The 18,304-nt window shown below is 40.0% G+C and carries 20 protein-coding genes; all 20 read right to left on the bottom strand.

All coding sequences use genetic code 11. The annotated features are described in order from the left end of the window. Positions 1-125: 125 nt before the first annotated feature. Entirely contained in the window at positions 126-461 is a 336-nt protein-coding gene (locus H9647_RS12765; RefSeq protein ID WP_191800478.1) for a hypothetical protein, read from the bottom strand. After that, the gene (gene fliS, locus H9647_RS12770; protein ID WP_191800480.1) at positions 454-840 is read right to left on the bottom strand and encodes a flagellar export chaperone FliS; all 387 of its coding nucleotides are present in this window, start codon (positions 838-840) and stop codon (positions 454-456) included. The genes H9647_RS12765 and fliS overlap by 8 nt, the downstream gene beginning before the upstream one ends. Positions 841-858: 18 nt before the next feature. Next, positions 859-2,319: a flagellar filament capping protein FliD gene (gene fliD, locus H9647_RS12775; protein ID WP_191800482.1), complete on the bottom strand. Its 1,461-nt coding sequence runs from the start codon at positions 2,317-2,319 to the stop codon at positions 859-861. An 11-nt stretch (positions 2,320-2,330) separates the two neighbouring features. After that, positions 2,331-2,726, bottom strand: coding sequence for a flagellar protein FlaG (locus H9647_RS12780; RefSeq protein ID WP_191800484.1), 396 nt, complete (start codon positions 2,724-2,726; stop codon positions 2,331-2,333). A gap of 197 nt (positions 2,727-2,923) precedes the next feature. Then, a complete protein-coding gene (locus tag H9647_RS12785) occupies positions 2,924-4,570 on the bottom strand; it encodes a glycosyltransferase (protein WP_191800486.1) in 1,647 nt (548 codons plus the stop codon). A 25-nt stretch (positions 4,571-4,595) separates the two neighbouring features. Further along, on the bottom strand, positions 4,596-5,426 hold the full coding sequence (locus H9647_RS12790) for a glycosyltransferase family 2 protein (RefSeq protein ID WP_191800488.1): 831 nt from the start codon (positions 5,424-5,426) through the stop codon (positions 4,596-4,598). Positions 5,427-5,455: 29 nt separating this feature from the next. Next, on the bottom strand, positions 5,456-7,312 hold the full coding sequence (locus H9647_RS12795; protein ID WP_191800490.1) for a glycosyltransferase: 1,857 nt from the start codon (positions 7,310-7,312) through the stop codon (positions 5,456-5,458). A gap of 152 nt (positions 7,313-7,464) precedes the next feature. Continuing rightward, a complete protein-coding gene (gene hag, locus H9647_RS12800; RefSeq protein ID WP_191800492.1) occupies positions 7,465-8,361 on the bottom strand; it encodes a flagellin Hag in 897 nt (298 codons plus the stop codon). 148 nt (positions 8,362-8,509) lie between these two features. Beyond that, entirely contained in the window at positions 8,510-8,755 is a 246-nt protein-coding gene (gene csrA, locus H9647_RS12805) for a carbon storage regulator CsrA (protein WP_191800494.1), read from the bottom strand. 2 nt (positions 8,756-8,757) lie between these two features. Then, entirely contained in the window at positions 8,758-9,210 is a 453-nt protein-coding gene (locus H9647_RS12810; RefSeq protein ID WP_191800496.1) for a flagellar assembly protein FliW, read from the bottom strand. Between the two features lie 86 nt (positions 9,211-9,296). Next, the gene (locus H9647_RS12815) at positions 9,297-9,866 is read right to left on the bottom strand and encodes a DUF6470 family protein (RefSeq protein ID WP_191800498.1); all 570 of its coding nucleotides are present in this window, start codon (positions 9,864-9,866) and stop codon (positions 9,297-9,299) included. 24 nt (positions 9,867-9,890) lie between these two features. Then, positions 9,891-10,814: a flagellar hook-associated protein FlgL gene (gene flgL, locus H9647_RS12820; protein WP_191800500.1), complete on the bottom strand. Its 924-nt coding sequence runs from the start codon at positions 10,812-10,814 to the stop codon at positions 9,891-9,893. 21 nt (positions 10,815-10,835) lie between these two features. Then, entirely contained in the window at positions 10,836-12,419 is a 1,584-nt protein-coding gene (flgK, locus tag H9647_RS12825) for a flagellar hook-associated protein FlgK (RefSeq protein ID WP_191800502.1), read from the bottom strand. Positions 12,420-12,437: 18 nt separating this feature from the next. Beyond that, positions 12,438-12,938: a flagellar protein FlgN gene (locus H9647_RS12830; protein WP_191800504.1), complete on the bottom strand. Its 501-nt coding sequence runs from the start codon at positions 12,936-12,938 to the stop codon at positions 12,438-12,440. Positions 12,939-12,947: 9 nt separating this feature from the next. After that, positions 12,948-13,232: a flagellar biosynthesis anti-sigma factor FlgM gene (flgM, locus tag H9647_RS12835; protein WP_191800506.1), complete on the bottom strand. Its 285-nt coding sequence runs from the start codon at positions 13,230-13,232 to the stop codon at positions 12,948-12,950. 148 nt (positions 13,233-13,380) lie between these two features. After that, positions 13,381-13,788, bottom strand: a complete 408-nt coding sequence (locus H9647_RS12840; RefSeq protein ID WP_191800508.1) for a flagellar protein — start codon at positions 13,786-13,788, stop codon at positions 13,381-13,383. 207 nt (positions 13,789-13,995) lie between these two features. After that, on the bottom strand, positions 13,996-14,799 hold the full coding sequence (locus tag H9647_RS12845; RefSeq protein WP_191800510.1) for a ComF family protein: 804 nt from the start codon (positions 14,797-14,799) through the stop codon (positions 13,996-13,998). Further along, on the bottom strand, positions 14,786-16,705 hold the full coding sequence (locus H9647_RS12850) for a DEAD/DEAH box helicase (protein WP_404822624.1): 1,920 nt from the start codon (positions 16,703-16,705) through the stop codon (positions 14,786-14,788). Before H9647_RS12850 ends, H9647_RS12845 begins: the two co-directional genes overlap by 14 nt. A gap of 167 nt (positions 16,706-16,872) precedes the next feature. Beyond that, a complete protein-coding gene (locus H9647_RS12855) occupies positions 16,873-17,289 on the bottom strand; it encodes a hypothetical protein (RefSeq protein ID WP_191800514.1) in 417 nt (138 codons plus the stop codon). A 288-nt stretch (positions 17,290-17,577) separates the two neighbouring features. Then, entirely contained in the window at positions 17,578-18,300 is a 723-nt protein-coding gene (locus H9647_RS12860; protein ID WP_191800516.1) for a response regulator transcription factor, read from the bottom strand. Between the last annotated feature and the right edge of the window lie 4 nt (positions 18,301-18,304).

Genomic DNA, 18,304 nt, shown 5'->3' on the forward strand with positions numbered 1-18,304 from the left:
TCTTTCACTTGTGTAAAGAAGGACTATAAGTATTATATGAAATTCAGTTATTAAGTCGAATATTATCGAGCTACCATTATGACTTAAGTATTATTGAATAACATTTCGTTATCTTTCCACGTCTTTTATTTTCTACGATCCATCAACAAGCTATCCGCACTATAAGGATTTTCATAAGCACTGCGCTGTGCTTTAATCTTATTACGTTGCTGAAGCCAATCCCATGCTTCATTTTTTAAATTTTCTAGCTTTTTCAAGATTTCTTCATCATAACTCAATAAGAGACTAAGCCTTTTTTTATTAATCTCTGTTAATTTGTTATGCTCTAATTGAGCTAATATAGAATCAATAATAGTATAACGTCTCTCTACAAAAACCATAGATTTTTCATAGTCTATTTCTTTAATATGACTAATGAAATTTAAGGTGATCAACTCTAATTCTTCTATTAAATTATCCATTAGAGTTATCACTTACAACAATTCTGCTTGCCTGTAACCATGATGCACGGAGATCAGTTAACATTTCCAAAACATCATGAGCAGGTTCTGGTTTTTTCTTAATGTTAGCCTGAATTAATGTGTAATTCATATATTCATAAAGTTGATATAAACCTTTAGAAATTTCATAATCATGATTCAAAGTAGACATTAATTCGCTTATTATTGTCTGAGCTTTGCCGAAATTAGTATTTACCTGTTCAAAGTTGTTAATCTCTAATCCCTGCATTGCAGATTTGATAAAACGAATTGCCCCATCATAGAGCATGATGACTAATTGTGCAGGGTTGGACGTTTGAACAGAAGTCTGTCGATACTTGTCATATACATTAGCAATCATTTGGCATCCTCCTTTTTATTACGACAAATAACCTGCTAAACTCGAAGATTGCGATTCATATTTACTCATTGCTGTTTCCATGGCAGTAAATTGCTTGTAATATCTCGCCTCTAAGTTACCAAGTTTAGTCTGCATGGCTGAAATTCTACTATTATAATCTTTTAAACGTCTTCCCATTGCGCTTTCTTCTTTAAAAATACTATTTACATCTGAAGAAAACTTAGAAGTACCAGCTTTTTCAAGCAATTTATTAAGTGCACTGTCAAAAGAGTTACCTAGCTTAGAAAAGATTCCTGCATTCGTCCCATCAGAAACTCCCTGAAATGCATTCATCACTTTCTCTGGGTCACTTTCTAAAGCAGCTTTTAGTTTACCTTCATCGATATACATCTTTCCGCCTTCATAGTACTGTCCGGTAGTAATTCCAATTGAACTAAGCGTCCCAAGATGTCCGCTAATTACGGAACGCATCGAGGTAACTAAACTTCTTAGGATATCATCATTTTTAAGAAGTCCACTCTTTGCCTTTTCTTCCCATTGTGTAATTTCATTTTCTTTCATTGCACTTTTCTGTTCATCGGAAAGAGGAGCATAGTCTCGATATCTCTCTTCCCCCATCTTTGTATTGGATAGACTTAGTAATTCATTATAACTTTCCACAAAACTTTTTATGGTATCCATAGCTTTCGTCGGATCGTTTTGAATTGTAATCGTTGATGTTGCATTACCTTCGCTAACAGCTAGTAAAGTTAGCTGAACACCATTTACAGTTAATGAGTTACTAGTTGGATAATAGGTTTTAGCGACTCCACTAGAAGTAATTTCTACTTCCCCAGTCTTACTTCCCACAACCGCATTCGAACCTATAAGATTTAAAAATGTTCCCCCGCCATCCTGAAGGGTAATTTCCTTACCGTATTCCTTCGCAGTAACGCTTAACTTCCCGCTCACTTCATCAAAGCTGGCTATTGCATTAATCTTCGGTGTAGAATTAATTTTTTTAATGGTATCTGAAAGTGTCATTTCTTTATTTATTGTGACTTTCTGTTCATTAATAGTTAGTGTATAGTTACCTTCTGCATTTGCACTCACAGTACTGCTATTCGGTAAATCTGATAATTTAGTACTCAATGCAACATTAGACATCGCGTTAGACTGAATATAGGATTTAGTAGCTAAACTTTTTACATTCACCGTCATACCCGTTTTAATCGCATCTGCTGAAGCTTCCGCCCTTATTGCATTAGTATTACCGGAGATAACTGCTTTATTTGTATTCATTGAAGGAGTTAGCTTAAAGTTTGCCAATTTAATGTTTTTAAAATCGACAATTTTACTATTCATCTCACGGTAACTATCTCTAGTCCAAGTCAGTAAAGTTTTTTGCTGGTTTAACTTATCAAGTGGAGCACGTTGTGATGTCATTAAAGATGTAACCATACTATCTATGTCCATTCCTGAAAAACCATTTATACGCATAATTCCCCTCCTTACACCTTTTCGTCTACGAGTATACCCGCAATCTCCATCATTTGAGCTACGAGATCCAAAGTCTTCTCTGGAGGTATCTCTCTAATCAACGAGCCGTCTTCTTTATTTATTACCTTGACCATTATTTCATGTGTTTTATCATGTATACTTACTTCCAGTGTTGTTGTTGGACCAGCTAGAATTTTGGCTGCTTTCTCAATAGCAAGGATCATTCTTTCCTCACCTATTGAAATCAGCATACCCGATTTCTCAAGCCTGATAATATCAGAAGCATTTCTGGCTGTACTAATCAAGATGGTGTCTTTGTTCGAAATAACTGAACCAACCTGATGATCTATATCTATTTTTTTACTAAACACCGCGTTCGTAGATAAAAAAGATGATTGTAGGTTCATTTCAAAACCTCCGATGACATATTTATTATATATATCGGTGAATTCTTAAGAGTTATGAAGGGGTAAAAACTATATAACAACATTGACAATTTCCTAACAGGAATGAAATAAGATCGCTAAAATCATTTCAACATAAAAAAGACACCTGATTAACAGGAGCCCTTAGTATTCATAATGGATACTACTATTTAAATAAGCTAAGATTTTATAGCCAACATCTGATTTACATTCATCATACTTTCGGGAGTATCAATTATATCAACACCTACAATTTTACATAAAGTCATTGTATCTAAAGAGTCATTATTAGTTGGTACAAATCCTTTAACTCTTAATAGTAGCAGTGCCGTCGCTTCATCTTCATTTTGATACAAGTCATTATTGATGATGATATTAGGTACTTTATTATTTTTTATTGCTATAAGTTTATTTAGTATATTTATTATTTCCATAGAAAAACTATTATACTTATTTTGAATTCTTATAATTATTGAAACTTTAGGGTGGTCTTCAAATAAATCGAAGATGTATTCTATTACTTCCAACCACTTATCTTTTGGATTATCAAAAAAAGGACTAATTAACATAAAGTATCCACTTTCATCATAGTCATTATTATCGTTCCTACTACTATTATTTATTAATAGTTGTTTGATCTTAAGATCCATTGAATAGTTAAAATCTTGATCCATCTTTTTTAATTTAATTTCCGGTTTGTTTCTACTTTTTGAAATCGCACTAATATATACCTTTTGATGCTCCACGGCAATCCTTTCAATAGAGAAAGAATTAATTAAATATTGATAGTTATCTTCTATCATTTCATTGTTGTTAGTTTCCATTAACTTCTCTACAATCTTTATATCCTCTATAAATTTTTCAATGGAAAGTGGAGTACTTGTATTTCGATCGGTAAAATTAACTTCAGAAATCCCTTTTAATTTCAAAGCATCTATAAGGCCAGGATAATTATTATTCCCAATACAAATTACAGACTTTTTATAAGAAACTCCCTCTAAGATAACTCTTCCGACACCAATTACTACATCGGATTCTTGCATAATCTCTTGAACATTAGTAGATCCTCCGATTACTTTAACAATTTCCTTATTCATATTTTTATTAAGTAAACCCACATAACTTTTTATAAAATCAAATTTATCTCCATCACCAACTAATGTAACTTCTATACCTTTTTTGATGGTTAAAGCCAATGTGGGCACAGCCATAAGTAAAAAAAGGACAGAGGCAAATTTATCTGAATCCATCCTGCTAATATACACTATTCTTATTTTTTCTGCTTTACTCTTTCTTTCTTGAAGAAGATTAACCTTAGGAATTAAAACTGAATTAGGAAGACAATTAATGTTTTCAACTTTGTACTCTTTATTCATATATTTAACAACTTCATTGCTTATCGCTATAAAAGAACTTATTTGTGATTTAAACGGTTCGTAAAGAACAGGAGTTTTATATGTACCGTGAATTGTAGTGATAACTGGCTTTTTTGTGATCCTACCAGCTAATACCCCTACAATCTGTGAATTATAAGGGTGAGTATGAATAACATCAATTTTATAATTAGTTATAATTTCGACTACTTTAGCAATGGCACTAATTTGTTCTTCTATAATATTTAAGGGACACTCTACAAAAGTAAGATTAGCTTTTCTTATTAAGTCAATACCCGTCCCCATAGCTGAAGCGATAACTACATTGTGTCCTAAATCTTTTAATCCTTTAGAAAGAGAAACAATATGTGTTTCAGCTCCGCCTAACATAAAATTGTCATATAACTGTAGAATGTTTAGTTTATCACCATTATTAGCTATTGTGATCTTCATATTTTCCTTTCTTGGCTTATGCCTGTTACATAGTTGCAACTATACTGAATTTTTCTTCCTTGTAATTTATAACCTTACTTAGATCACTTTCACGATAAATATGGTAGGCTGGATAATGTGTATCCACATATAGCCCAATCCCTAAAACAGCAGCTCTAATACAGAAATGTCTATCCTCGCCCCAAAAAGATAGGTTTTTAATTTCTTTAAAATTCACTCCTTTTTCAAGAGCTGATCTATGGATTAATGTACAAGCGCCGAGCCCACCTACTTCATAAACACCCGGTTGTCTTAGCATATTTAAAAACTCATCTTGACGCTTAGCATATTCTTCTTGTGACAATTGTTCATTACGCTTTTTGTACAACATAGTGTAATGATCTTCAACCCATACTTGAGGGAGTTCTGGAAATTCAGGTTGCCATCTCGTCCAAAAAATTTCAGATATGATTTCTTTATTAGTACTTATTAAGTGATCAAGCGTTTGAGGACGAAGTACAATATCTGAATCAATAAAAAACAAATAATCGTAGTTAAATTCTACTGCAATTTGGATAATCATATTTTTAAAGTGAGCTACTTTCCAAACTAGATTCTCATTCCATGAGTGAGTAATCTCGTTACGAACATAGCGATCAGTGTTATTATTATGTTTGTGTATCATCACATTAGGTAATACACGAGAGAAATCCTCAAGAATCCCACTAGAGGTTAGATCGTCATTATCATCTATAAAAAGGAAGCTTAACTCAATATTTTCTTGATTAAGTTCCTTTAAAGACTGTAAAAACTCACGAAGGATGTCAGGCGTCTGACAGATTGGACTCCCAACTAATACTCTTTTTTTTGACTCCATACACCATACCTCTTATTCTCATTTTTTTATTAACTAGCCCATTTTACATTCTTATATATGTTGTGTATCTTGTCTTTTATTTGTTGCGCTGAGTGTAAATCGCCAATCCTTTTATACAAATTATAGCATCGTTCCAGCGAATTATAATCCGGAGATAAATCGAGTAATTTATTGTATAATAATACAGATTCATCTAAATAATTGTTATTAAAACAAACGTCCCCTAGTAACTCAACTAATTTAATGTTGTTAGGTTTGCTATTGTATAAAGGAATTAATAAGTCTATCGCGACTTCAACAAAATTGTAATTGATCAATACTTCGCATAATTTTATTTTTGGCTTATCATTTCCCCTTAAGAGAATATCAGAGAGAGATTGAAAGATGTCATATTCTTGAAGAATAATTAAACTTGAGGAGAACCCAATAAGGATATTCTCTACTAAAGTTGTTAATACTGTATCAGTAGGAGCTTTCTCCTCTCGGTCAATTAACTGACTAAAGACTTTTTGTTCCCTTTGATTAAAATTCAATTCCGTTCTAACTCGTGCATACAGTACATTATCTCTCAAGATAATCGCTAGTAACAGAACATCAAGACGATTCTCTTCTGGAATGATATCCATGCTATTCCATAACATTCTTGCCTCATAATATTGCCTACTATATTGTTTGGCTGATGCTATTACATTAGATTGGACGTTAATTTTATACTTAGATATGTATGTTTCTAATAAAGGATGTCGCAGACCGTATAAGACATCAAGTAGAACTTGAATGTCATTAATACGAGATATATCATAAATATGTTCGAATTTATTTTGTACTTCTATTACGCTTGCATTTAATTTTGTTGCAATTTCAAAATATTTCTTAATGCCCGGTACATATTCCTTTTTTCTTTTTATAACTTCTACAATAGCATCAAAACTCTTCTGTATATTATTTTGTTTCTCATATAGCTCTGCTAGCCTATAGTATGCCAAATAACCACCAGAACCTTCGGTAACCGTCATTCCGCGATCTCCAAACTCCAGACATTTCTTAAAAGTTTCTTCGGCATCTTTGTTATAACCTGTATCCATAAATAGAACACCTTGTATATATCTCATTTCAGTATCGTTAGGGTAGATAATGACTGCATCATTAATTATATTTAATGCATCTCCGTATTTCTGTAATTGCCCTAAGCAATAAGCTAGTTTACACAACAATTCAGGCATAAAAACTTGATTTCCACTTAACGGGTAAGCCTTCTTTAAATATATTATGGCTTTCTCATATTCGCCCGCTAACATATATGTTTTGCCCATATTAAATGTGTTATAGGCATTAGGGTTTTCTTCAACTTCCTTAAGCATTAGAGAGAGATTTCTTTTTATTTTGTCTTTTTGATTCATGGTCTCATTGGTATAACCAGTATGATGAATAATAGTCTTACCCTCTCCACCAGTAAAGTTATACTGTTCATTTATAATATTGAGATGCTCATGTAAACGGTTTTCATATTTTAAATTTCTTGAATTAGTAAACAAACGTACGGCACCATGTGTAAATGCACCGCCATAGGATAGCGCATTTTTAATGTTTAGTAGATAATAATCTAATTCCGACTCAATATCAGCTTGTAAATCGGAGTCCACATCAAGAAACTCATCTGCATCAAGTACCAAAATATAATCACCGGTCGCTTTTTGTATTGAGTAATTTCTAGCAGCTGAGAAATCGCCAATCCACTTAAAATTATAGATATTGGACGTAAATTCACTTACAATCTTCAGTGTATTGTCAGTTGAGCCAGTATCAATTACAATGATCTCATCTACCTTTCTGAGTACACTTTCCAAGCAACGTCTAATATCCCCTTCCTCATTCTTCACAATCATACATAAAGATATCGTTTTCTTAGTCATTATCGGTCCTCGCATTTCTTTGCCTCTGTAAATATCCCTTGTACTATTTATCGGATAACGCATGCAACTTAGTAATAACAAATATAAAAAAGAACCCCGTAGGGTTCTTCAATAGAAAACAATGATTAACGAAGCAGTTGCAATACTCCTTGTGGCTGTTGGTTAGCTTGAGCTAACATAGCTTGTGCTGCTTGAGCAAGAATGTTATTTTTCGTTTGATTCATCATTTCTTTTGCCATATCAACGTCACGAATACGAGACTCTGCAGCCGAGAGATTCTCAGATGTCGTTCCTAAGTTGTTGATTGTGTGATCCAGACGATTTTGGTAAGCACCCAATTTGGAGCGCTCAGCTGAGACAGTTTGAATTGCACTATTAATAGTTTCAATCGCTGTATCTGCTTCCGTAGCCGTAGAGATACTGATACCATCGTTAGTTACAGCAGCATTCGCTGCAGTTGCAGCAGCATTAGTAGTAGCAGCACCACTTACCCCAAGTGTTGCCGCATCCATTGCTGTAATAGTAAGCGAAATATTCTGCCCTCCATTAGCACCAATGTGGAAAGAAAGGTTCGCTTTATCTGTTACACTTGATCCAGTATCTGCAGAGCCATCCAACAACTTTTTCGTGTTGAACTCAGTCGTGTTAGCGATACGAGTGATTTCTTTTGCCAGCTCGTCCACTTCTTTTTGAAGTTCTCCACGGTCCGAAGTTGTGTTAGTATCGTTTGAAGACTGAACAGCCAGCTCACGCATACGTTGTAAGATGCTATGAGTTTCGTTCAAAGCGCCTTCAGCTGTTTGGATCAAAGAAATACCATCTTGAGCATTCTTAGAAGCCATATCCAAACCACGGATTTGTCCACGCATTTTTTCGGAGATTGCTAGACCTGCTGCATCATCACCAGCACGGTTGATACGAAGACCAGAAGACAATTTCTCGATAGATTTGTTTGTATTAGCAGTGTTCGTACCCAGTTGACGATGTGTATTCATTGCCGCAATATTGTGATTGATAATCATGTTATAATTTCCTCCCTGAAATAAGTTGATATCCACGTCCTTGTGGAACACTAAAGGCGAAAGGTCGGCCGCCCTTGCCTTCAGCGCCTACAACATATATCGACCACAATCACTTCAATATTTATAGCAAACACAAAAAGTTTTTCTATTATTTTTCATTTTTTACTGACTGTTGATATTGCGCCATCAAGGCTTGGATATGATCCTTCGTTGAAGCGGCAGATTGTTTGTTCGCTTCCTGAATTGCAAGATGAACCTCTTTACGGAAAATATCAACTTCCGCAGGCGCGGAAATACCAATTCGGACCGTCTCCCCCTCAACGCCGAGCATTGTAATCACAATATGATCATCGATCACGATGGATTCTCCCTTTTTCCTGGATAGTACTAGCATCTCTATTCACCATCCTTTTCAAAAAGGGTTTTGGCTGCGGATAATAGCTTAATGACATGCCGTGTCTGGTAACCGGATTGTTGCAAGACGATCTGTTTCGCCTCAGTATTATCTGGATTCATGACAATCGGCGCTAATAAATTGATGCTTGATTCCTCGATCGATGCTTGAAGGGTTACAATACAGCGTACGAGCACCTTCCCTTTAATCCCCAGTTCCATTGTTTCATGCTCAGGTAATTCAAATTCATAACCGGGCTCAAATAAAAAGGGATCCGCTAATAAAAAGGATAGACTCCGCTCACTTAGCGACTGCATCATACTAAATGGACTATTCTCATAAGGAAGAATGGCAAACTTCTTCTCCTCTTCAAACCCAGGAATTCCTCTATTAAAATGAAATATTTGATCGTCCTCTACTTCCATACTGCCCCAAGAGGCGGTTTCAATGATCAATGTAATCTCTCCTTTATACTTGTGAGTCTACTATTCTATATAAAAAAAGCTACAGATTTGGCGATCGCCTCTCTATAGCTTCTATGTTACACCGTCTGATCTACTTCAGGGGGAATAAATTGGATGGACGGATACTGCATCATATAGATCTGCAGCTTACCCCGCTGATAGTCAATCTCCGGCTTGTTTACTTTCACATCGATATCTACTGAACCTTTTTCGATCTCGATATCCGTCTTTCGAACGTTAAAGTGTATATCTACATTATCTATGGAGGCTTCGCCTCTATGCTCCCCTAGGGTCGGAAGAGCCTGCTCTTTCCCATATACCTCAGCAATCGTGTTACCTGGCTTGAAGAACTCAGCCATACGATTCCCTTGCTCTACCCGCTTGGCAATTCCTTCAAGATAGATTTGTTTTACATTAGAGTATAACCTGCTTGTCATCTCCAGCAAGGGCCCTCCCGTAATTGCCGCATTCGCGCGCGACGAATCTACAACAAGCTCAGGCTGATGCTGATCAATGCGAATCATTGCTGGGTTACTCTTGATCTGAAGATCCACTTTCGGTTGTCTTATGGAATACTGTCCTAAATCTGCATCAATGCCAATACGTCCATTCTGTTGTCTGATCTGCAACATAGGGATCGCACTCATGATCAGAACCCCCTCTCGTCTTACTTATCTAAGAAAGTCCACTAAGGAAGAGGAGATAATTTTTGCACCAACAGATAACGTTGCGTTATAGATATTTTCTTGAATCTGCGAACGAACAGCTAGCTCTGCGTAATCCGCATCTTCTGTTTTAGCTTGCAGACTTGTTAAATTATATTCCATATCACCAAGTCTATTTTGCATTAGTTCAATCCTATTCATTTTCGCGCCAATACCAGCCTGCGCAGCCGTTAATTTCTCTACACGAGTATCCATCTGAGCTAGTTCAGCAGAGATCGCATCTAAATCTCCATCTTTCAGTGCTTCACTCAAACGATCCGCTATCGCAAATACATTATCCGTATCATCTGCGGAACCCATCACGTCATTACCGCTCACATTAATAGCGAGTTGTATTCCGCTGCCGACAGCATAATTTACATTTCCGGTATCAATCATGTCTTTTGTAAATCCAGCAGTATCGGATACGTTCTCAGCATTTTTTGCAAAATCATATGGCTTCTGATTATAACTCTCACCGTTAAATACATACTTTCCGTTAAGTTGACTATTGCCGATATCGATAAACTGTTCTTTCAGCTGATTCACTTCAAGACGAATACTGTCCAGGGCACTTTGTGGGTTGGTTCCGCTTGATGCAGTAACCGTTAGTTCCCGCATTCTCTGCAAAACTTCATTGGTCTGTGATACAACGGTATCTGAATAATCCAGCCAGGAAATAGCCGAATCCACATTGCTCTGATATTCCGCATTTGAATTGAGTTCTGTACGGTATCGTAATGCATATGTAATACCTACTGGGTCATCTGAAGGCTTGTTAATCTTCATTCCCGTGGACATTTGAAGCTGCGTATCATTTAACTGCTTCGCGTTACGGTTAATGTTCATCATGAGCTGGTTGCTCATCATATTCGAGGTTACTCGGATCATCGTATTACCCTCCTGCCTACCTTATCTTCCTACAGTCCCGGTTCCATTAATTAATTTCTCTAATAACTCATCAAACGTCGTCATAAATCTAGCAGCTGCGCTATAGGCATGCTGAAACTTAATCATGTTGCTCATCTCTTCATCCAGCGAAACTCCGCTGACGGATTGCCGAGAGTTCTCCACCTGGGTCACTAAAGAGGTAGAGTTCGTCATTTTACGATAAGCTTCCTGTGTCTGAACTCCAAGTTCTCCAACCATCGATTTATATAAATCATTAAGTGTTGTCTTATCTGTTCCACCTGGTGTAGTAAAAGAAGTGCCTTTTAGACTTCCCATAAGTGAGGCTAGGGTATTATTCCCTTTCACTGCATTACCCGAAGCATCAAGGCGTAAGGAGGAAGCGATCTTATTGGGATCGAGTTGAATCTCTTTATTAAGCGTAATGTTGCCTGCGGTAATCGTTCCGCCGTCTGCTCCTGTGAAAAAAGGAATGCCGGCACTTGCAGAGCCATTTAATGAAAAACCAAGCTCATGAAGTCCGTTGAGGCCCTTCACCGTTAAAGGCGTCTCATTCTTGAGAACCGCTCCCGCTGGAAATGCTTGTCCTGCTAAAACGGTAGACTCAGTACCATTAACCGTAATCACGGTATCTTGATCTGCTAGCGTACCTTCCCGCACAGAGGACCCGGCAGGTAAAGTAATGGTTACATCGCCATTCGCAATGGTATTTGCCAACTGATTCAGATCATTCTGAAAGCTCGTTACAAAGCTGTCTCTCGAAATGACCATTCCATAAACTTCGCCGCCCGTAAGATCCCCAGATGCATAAGCGTCCGTAAGAAGAGCACTCGTCACTTCTGTAACTGCCGTGCCATTCACCAGATTCGTTCCACCAATAGAAATATTGTATCCTTGTCCATTTTCCGTCACGGTTACGTTCGCAATTCTGGATAACTTATCAGTCAGGAGATCACGCTGATCGCGAAGATCATTTGCGTTATCGCCTAAAGATTCAATTCTTGAAATCGTATTATTCAAATCAGCAATAGACGTAAGATACGTTTGCATCTCTTGTGCCTTAACACCGATATTTGCGGTAAGGTCCTGATTTAATCCATCTAGCTGCTTGCTCATAAGATTCATCGCATCGGTCAGAGCAAGTGCGGATTCTTTTACTATATTACGGGCTGTGAGATTCTCCGGATCTTTACTTAGATCAGACCATGAGGACCAAAAATTATCTAATACGGTCTGTAGACCGGTATCGGAAGGTTCGGTCATGATCCCCTGAATTTTATCCAGCGTATCATATTGAATCTCCCAATTCCCGAGACTCGAATTCTCACTGCGGAACTGACTGTCGAGGAATCCTTGGCGGATTCGTTCAATGGCTGAGAACTCCACCCCCGAACCTAATTGGCCCGGGTTAGTAGATCTTAAGTAAGCAAGCGGATCCATGGGAGAAGAAGCGGTCATTTTTACCGTTTGTCTCGTGTAACCCTCTGTATTGGCATTAGATATGTTGTGACCTGTTGTATTGAGTGCTGCCGTTTGTGTAAACAAACTGCGTTTCGCAATCTCTATCGAATGAAAAGTGGAAACCATCGTGTTACTCCTCCTTACTTAAGCTCGTGAGTCGAAATATCCGAATTGACCTACCGCTCCCTGGCGTTGATCTGGATGTTTGTACACCGGCTCCATTGTTGGCTTATCGATCAGCACGTCCAATGAATAATCAATAAATGCGAGTGACTGTTCCAGCAATTTTTGATTGATTTCATTCATTTCTTTGAGCTGCAATAAGGTTGCGCTTAGCGCCATTTGAGCTTGTTGTAATCTTTCCTTATCCTCTACATCAAATACGAGACGAGAGATTTCCGTAATGGTCAGATTTAATTTGGACTTAATTCCACGCTCGAGTAAGAAGGAGACAATCGCTTCATTTTTCATGACTTCCTGACTTTGAATGCGCTTCAATATGACTGACTCTTGGTTTAACAAACGGATTAACGTATCCGTATCGTTATTAATAATGGATTCTTTTTTCACTTCTGCTGTACGAAGCATCTCACGATGCGTTGTCTCAAGTTCATACATGGCATCAATTAATTGATTTAGGGACATAACTCTCTCCTACTTCTCGGAACTTGATTTAAAATACGGCATCATCTTCTCGGCAAGCTTATCTGTATCGACTCTATAGGTCCCTGAAGCAACTTGTTGTTTCAGTTCCTGAATACGCTGTGTGCGTTCACTGTTATGGACTTGTTCTTGTTTTTGAAGCATTTCCATCGCCTCTGGTGAGATCGTAACCTCATCCTTGCGGTTTGTTTTCTTTCCTTCGGTCTGCTGAGCAGACTCTATGTTTTTGGAATAAGAATGAATTGCTCCAATGCGTCCAGATTCATTAATTTTCATATACGAAGCACCTGCCCTTTCCCTTATATCGGAATGATCTATTGTATCATCAAGTAATCTAAAATAAAAAAACCGATAATCTTTACTAAAGTTATCGGTAGAGGTTGAAACATTGTTTATAGTGTTACAGCGAATTAAGACCTGTCTCCTAGGAACGTCCTGTTTTGTCGATTGCACGATAGGCACCTGCTCCTAGAGAACGTCCTTCCCCCTGACTTACCTCCCGGGCTGCACTGCTCAAATCCTTGGTCAAACGCGAACGACAGCTTTCGCACAGATGTCCTTCTCGAATGAAAGTACCGCAAACTTCACAAGGCAACATAAGATTAGGCGCATCCACTACAGAGATTCGGCCTTCCTTAATAAAACGTGTAATCTGCTTAATCGAAACACCTGTCTCGTCGGACAGTTCTTGAACGTTGGCGCCCCTATGTTTACGTAAATATTCGACACAGTCAACATACTGCTGTTCGATCTCTCTGAGACAAGTTGGACAACAGCCCATTACGTTAAGCGCGTAAAGCTTGCCGCAGTGAGGACAGTTACCTACATTCATCCTCTTCAGCCTCCTTCAGGTAGATCATTTCCGAATGCTTTTCCTCATTATACCTACGATATTTAGCCTTGTCATCTTTGGTAGTTATGAGAAACAGTGGAAAGTGGTGCTTGCATAACTGTGAAAAATAGAGGACTAATCCACTTATTTTCACACGATGAATTGACTAGTTTATTTCTATATCGGAGAAACGCCGCTGAAATCTTACTAGGATCTGGCCCAAGTGAGCGTATAAATTTTAAAATGGATACCGCGCACTTCTCCCCAGCGCTTAATTGCCTGGCTGCAAGCTTCGAGTGTACTACCCGTTGTATAAACATCATCTACCAGAATTAGGTGAATTGGTCGATGCTCATCGGCTGGTGGTAAATTCATCAGTACCTTCTTCATATAAATAGGAGCATCCTCGTGAACAGCAAAAATGTTTCGCATTGATTCTACCCGTTCTTTACGAGACTTATAGCTTTGTTTCTCAGTGTGCTGTGTACGCATCAGCATGGGAATAACCGGAATACGCACCTCATGACAAAGTACTTCAGCGAGCCTTTCGGCTTGATTAAACCCCCGCTCTATATGTCGCTCCCTGCTCACCGGAACAAACGTAACCACCTGTGCCTGCCATATCATATGAGGAGAAAGCGTCATCTCTCGCTGCAAAGCACGGTAAGCTGTACCCAACATGGTCCCGAGAAGCGGAGCCATCCGCTCTTTGCCCCGATATTTATATACCGCCAGCCACTCTCGCATGAGAGGATCATATCTTACCGCACTACGGTTCATCTCAAAAGAACGGCGGAGGTTCTCAGCTCTTGCACAGTCTGGGCAGCCGATCGCTCTACCGCAGCGATTGCAGCGTATGCTTCGAATCCAAGGAATACTAGAAACGCAGCGTGGGCATAACCCCGAGAGCGTAGTAGACAGAGCGCCTCGATTACCACATGCAACGCAGATCTGTCCCGGCGGCGCAGCCAGCCCATGCAAAAAGGATCGTACCCAATCAAACCAAATCACCTGCAGACTCCTTTCCCACCAAATACCCTTGGCGCCTTGCGATCGTATTCATTCGTTTGATTTGCTTTACGGCTTCTTTCTGACTGAGACTGCGCTCGGGTGCTGCAAAAACGACGTTTCCGGCAGGATCATCTTTCGACCTTCCTGCTCGCCCTGCCATCTGCACAAGAGAAGCTGCATCGAACAGCCGGTTGTTCGCATCAAAAATATACACATCACTTTTGGGTACAGTGACCCCACGCTCGAGAATCGTGGTTGTGACGAGCAGACGAATGGTCCGATCCCGAAAAGCCATGCCCTTCTCTGCACGCAGCGGGTCCTCAGATGAAGTTCCTTCGACTCTTAGATCAGGCATTGTACGCCTTAGCAGATGTAATAAGGCATCAATCTGAGCGATCCGAGTGACAAACATAAAAATCTGCGCACCTCGCTCTATGGAAAACGTGAGTCTTCTGAGTAATTCCGCAGGCAGCTTATGTTGCTTCAATAGCTGCTGGACAGAAGGAACTTTCAGCAGCAGTGGTACGGGCAGAGGATGCCGATGAAAACGAACTGGCACTCTCGCATGGGCAAGCTTGCCGATGGCTGCTTGCTTCTGCAGTTCCCTAGGCGGGGTAGCAGATAAATAGATAAAACTGCCGCCCGGCTTACAACATGCTTCCGCTGCATAAGCGAGCATGGGATCGTTGTGGTATGGGAAGGCATCGAGCTCATCGATGATGACCAGGTCAAAAGCGTGGCGGAAGCGAAGCAGCTGGTGCGTTGTGGCGAGCGTAAGCTCTCCTCGCCGCCAGCGGTCGCTGCTTCCGCCATAGAGGGTGGCGCGCGTCACCTCAGGAAACGCGCGGGCCACCCGGGGAGCGAGCTCTAGCACCACATCGCGCCGCGGTGTGGCTACAAGCACGCTCCCTCCGCTGCTGAGGATGGCATCCAGCAGCGGAAAGGTCATCTCGGTCTTGCCGGCGCCGGTTACGGCCCATAGCAAGAACCGGCCTTTGGCCGCAGCGGAGCTGGCATGGCGCTGCTCCGCCAAGTACGCAAGCGCCGCGCCTGTGGCTGCGCTTTGCGCTGGGCTAAGTCCCCACCGGCTGTCTGCCACGGTGGGGAAACCCCCGGCCGCTCCATTTACGGCCGGGGGCGCTGCACCTCTCAGCAGCAGCGCGCAAGCCCGGCTGCGCCCGAGCGCGAGGCAAGCCTCGCAGTATGCGCATGCCGAACTACCACATGCCGCGCACGGACTTTGCTCGGCAGCAACACTACCACAGCGCCGGCAGTGCAGTTGCACGCCCCGACCAAGAAGCCAATGCCCCAAACCGCGACGCTTCTTATGAGGCACCTGTTCAGCTACAGCAGCTTCGTATGTAATCCGTCCCGCCAAATATCCAAGCTGAATTGCGGCTTTACATTCGGTTTGCATACTCGGAACGTTCTCTGCTAGCAGTGCTTCCGCTTCTAGGAGCAGCAGCTGCCTGCCCGCCAACTGCTCGGCGGCCTCTACTGCATCATCATAAAGTGAATGAATCACCTCCTCTGCTTGATTGGTTCCCCTAAGTGTCACGATTTTAATATCTAAACAATCACGAAGTAACTTCATGCCATCTTTCCCCGGTTCCTGCGATACCTTCTCTTGTAAAATAGACTCCGTCCATCTTCTCCACCCCTGAATCGATGTCTTCCCTCTAATCATTGCATTCTGCTTACGGAAATTCTCTCTCAGATGGCATGCCCAAGAAAAAGGCATTTGGGATGAAATCCAAATGATAGACCAAGGCTCCTTCGTCCTCTGCCTTCTAGCTTCCCACCATAACTGGTCGGCTTCTGGACAGACCGATATATATAAATTCAGCTCATCTGATTTTGTATGATCTCCTTCTTCTTCCCTTGCCAAATATACAGCTACTCTCAAACCCTTCCCTCCTAAATACGCAAAAAAGCACATACCTCGGTAAATCTACCGAAGTATGTGCTTCATACTCAATAATAATATAGAAAAAAATACCATATAAGTTCTATATATACAATATTAATGACAATACCGCAACTTTTTCGAAGCTCATTCGTTTTATAATATATCTACAGTTTGCTTACGAATGGAATTCCTTGAAGCGTGCCTTCTTGACGAAGATCGATATATTTCATATCTTCCCATTCCTGCATACCGCTTACGTTAACATAAGACAAGGATTCGTCGCCAGCAATGATATCTAGTTCGATCCCAGCAATGTCGAACAGCCGATTTAGCAAAAGCATCGTTTCATCGCTTGAGTCATAATCCACTACGGTAACTTGATGGGTTTTCCCTCGTAAAGATGCATCTAAAGACAGTGCTCGGATAATCCACTCCAGTATAAATCCATGGTTACTTGTAATCAAAACATAACGCGTTTGCTCGGCTTGTTCCTGATTTGATTGCAGCCTTCGATAAACAAAACGTACGGTTGCAGCAGATAGACCATAAACAAGCGCAATCCATAACAAATGTTCGATCATGGCGACTGCACCTCCCTTTACGACAATATATGCCGTAAATATGGACGTTGACACAACAATGAACGTTTATAAAAGTTTTATTTTTTAACTGCTGATCTGCATCAAAAAAACTCCGAATACCACAAAGCCTAGTCATATTTTATACTTCACTACAAGAAACCGACTTGGCCATATGTATGCCTATGGGGCGGCAAAAGGCTGCTTACGATAGCTTGTACGTTCTAACTTCAACATTTCCCCCGAAAAGTTACACCCACATTGCCTTCTCATGCTAAAGTTTATCCTACGTTATAGAGTGACCCAACCATATTTAATGGAATTGATTACAGCTTGTGTCCGGTCATCAACTTCCATCTTTTGTAAAATACTACTCACATGGTTCTTCACTGTTTTCTCACTGATGAACAAGAATTCACCAATCATTTTGTTGCTCTTACCTTCTGCCATTAAACGAAGTACTTCTGCTTCACGGCGAGTCAGTGGATTATTATCTCCAGCAACAAACTTCACGCCTGCTTCTTTTACGCCGCCTTCACTCATGGTACCTGTTTCATTCAGATAAGTCATACGACGAAGTTGCATAATCAGTTTCCCTGTAACTTTTGGATGAATAAATGCGTACCCTTCGTGCACGGAACGGATTGCATTGATCAGAGACTCTGCCTCCATATCCTTCAGCAAATATCCATTTGCTCCTTTACGAAGCGTTTCAAACACATAACTTTCATCATCATGAATAGACAGAATAATAACTTTCACATCTGGGAACATCTCTCTCAGTTTTTCTGTCGCTTCCACACCGTTTTCAATCGGCATGTTGATGTCCATAAGAACGATATCCGGCTTGATCTGATTACAGAATTCAAGTACCTGGATTCCATCGCCGCATTCGCCGATGACCTCAATATCGTCCTCCATGTTCAGTATGCGTTTCAATCCTTCACGAAACAGCTGATGGTCGTCAGCTAGTAATACTTTAATATCTGCCTTATTCATGTTCTGGTTTTCCATCCTG

It is taken from the genome of Paenibacillus gallinarum, from assembly GCF_014836635.1.
Lineage (GTDB): Bacteria > Bacillota > Bacilli > Paenibacillales > Paenibacillaceae > Paenibacillus > Paenibacillus gallinarum.

What these genes read in the sequence shown, in the direction of transcription:
- H9647_RS12765 (WP_191800478.1), bottom strand. Translation starts at nt 461, where the DNA reads ATGGATAATTTAATAGAAGAATTAGAGTTGATCACCTTAAATTTCATT.
- H9647_RS12780 (WP_191800484.1), bottom strand. Translation starts at nt 2,726, where the DNA reads ATGAACCTACAATCATCTTTTTTATCTACGAACGCGGTGTTTAGTAAA.
- H9647_RS12785 (WP_191800486.1), bottom strand. Translation starts at nt 4,570, where the DNA reads ATGAAGATCACAATAGCTAATAATGGTGATAAACTAAACATTCTACAG.
- H9647_RS12840 (WP_191800508.1), bottom strand. Translation starts at nt 13,788, where the DNA reads ATGAATGTAGGTAACTGTCCTCACTGCGGCAAGCTTTACGCGCTTAAC.
- hag (WP_191800492.1), bottom strand. Translation starts at nt 8,361, where the DNA reads ATGATTATCAATCACAATATTGCGGCAATGAATACACATCGTCAACTG.
- H9647_RS12860 (WP_191800516.1), bottom strand. Translation starts at nt 18,300, where the DNA reads ATGGAAAACCAGAACATGAATAAGGCAGATATTAAAGTATTACTAGCT.
- H9647_RS12790 (WP_191800488.1), bottom strand. Translation starts at nt 5,426, where the DNA reads ATGGAGTCAAAAAAAAGAGTATTAGTTGGGAGTCCAATCTGTCAGACG.
- flgM (WP_191800506.1), bottom strand. Translation starts at nt 13,232, where the DNA reads ATGAAAATTAATGAATCTGGACGCATTGGAGCAATTCATTCTTATTCC.
- csrA (WP_191800494.1), bottom strand. Translation starts at nt 8,755, where the DNA reads ATGCTAGTACTATCCAGGAAAAAGGGAGAATCCATCGTGATCGATGAT.
- flgL (WP_191800500.1), bottom strand. Translation starts at nt 10,814, where the DNA reads ATGATCCGAGTAACCTCGAATATGATGAGCAACCAGCTCATGATGAAC.
- H9647_RS12815 (WP_191800498.1), bottom strand. Translation starts at nt 9,866, where the DNA reads ATGAGTGCGATCCCTATGTTGCAGATCAGACAACAGAATGGACGTATT.
- fliD (WP_191800482.1), bottom strand. Translation starts at nt 2,319, where the DNA reads ATGCGTATAAATGGTTTTTCAGGAATGGACATAGATAGTATGGTTACA.
- H9647_RS12830 (WP_191800504.1), bottom strand. Translation starts at nt 12,938, where the DNA reads ATGTCCCTAAATCAATTAATTGATGCCATGTATGAACTTGAGACAACG.
- flgK (WP_191800502.1), bottom strand. Translation starts at nt 12,419, where the DNA reads ATGGTTTCCACTTTTCATTCGATAGAGATTGCGAAACGCAGTTTGTTT.
- H9647_RS12855 (WP_191800514.1), bottom strand. Translation starts at nt 17,289, where the DNA reads ATGATCGAACATTTGTTATGGATTGCGCTTGTTTATGGTCTATCTGCT.
- H9647_RS12795 (WP_191800490.1), bottom strand. Translation starts at nt 7,312, where the DNA reads ATGATTGTGAAGAATGAGGAAGGGGATATTAGACGTTGCTTGGAAAGT.
- fliS (WP_191800480.1), bottom strand. Translation starts at nt 840, where the DNA reads ATGATTGCTAATGTATATGACAAGTATCGACAGACTTCTGTTCAAACG.